Annotated in this window: 1 pseudogene; it reads right to left on the bottom strand. The window is 52.9% G+C overall.

Annotated elements, in window-relative coordinates:
* Positions 1 to 546, bottom strand: a pseudogene (locus HMPREF1627_RS02085) (DNA polymerase III subunit alpha); the annotation flags it as partial.

Here is a 546-nt window from a genome sequence, read left to right on the forward strand (position 1 = left end):
ATGCCCTGATGGAACGGACCATATTCCTTATCGAGGATTTCCTTCTTCTTCTTGCCCATCGCGCGGCGCAACAAATCTGCTTGTCCAAGCGAGTAGCCGGCAACGCGCTGGGCAATAGCCATAACCTGCTCTTGGTAAACGATGAGGCCATAGGTAGTGCCCAGAATATCCTCAAGAGGCTCCGCCAGCTCGGGGTGAATAGGCACGATCTGTGCGCGCCCATTCTTACGGTCCGCGTACTTATTATGCGAGTCCGCACCCATCGGACCGGGACGGTACAGGGCACCCACAGCTGAAATATCTTCGAAGTTATCCGGATGCATACGCTTAAGTAGCTTTTGCATACCGTCACCATCAAGCTGGAATACACCTAGCGTTTCACCGCGTGAAAGTAGCTCGTACGTCTTTTCATCATCGAGGCCAATATGGTTTAAGTCGGGGCGCTCCTTGCCATTCTTCTCAATATTGTCGAGCGCATCCGAGATCACCGTGAGGTTGGTGAGCCCCAAGAAGTCCATCTTTAGCAGGCCCAGAGTCTCACACGTT

It is taken from the genome of Actinomyces sp. S6-Spd3, assembly GCF_000758755.1.
Taxonomy (GTDB): Bacteria; Actinomycetota; Actinomycetes; order Actinomycetales; family Actinomycetaceae; genus Pauljensenia.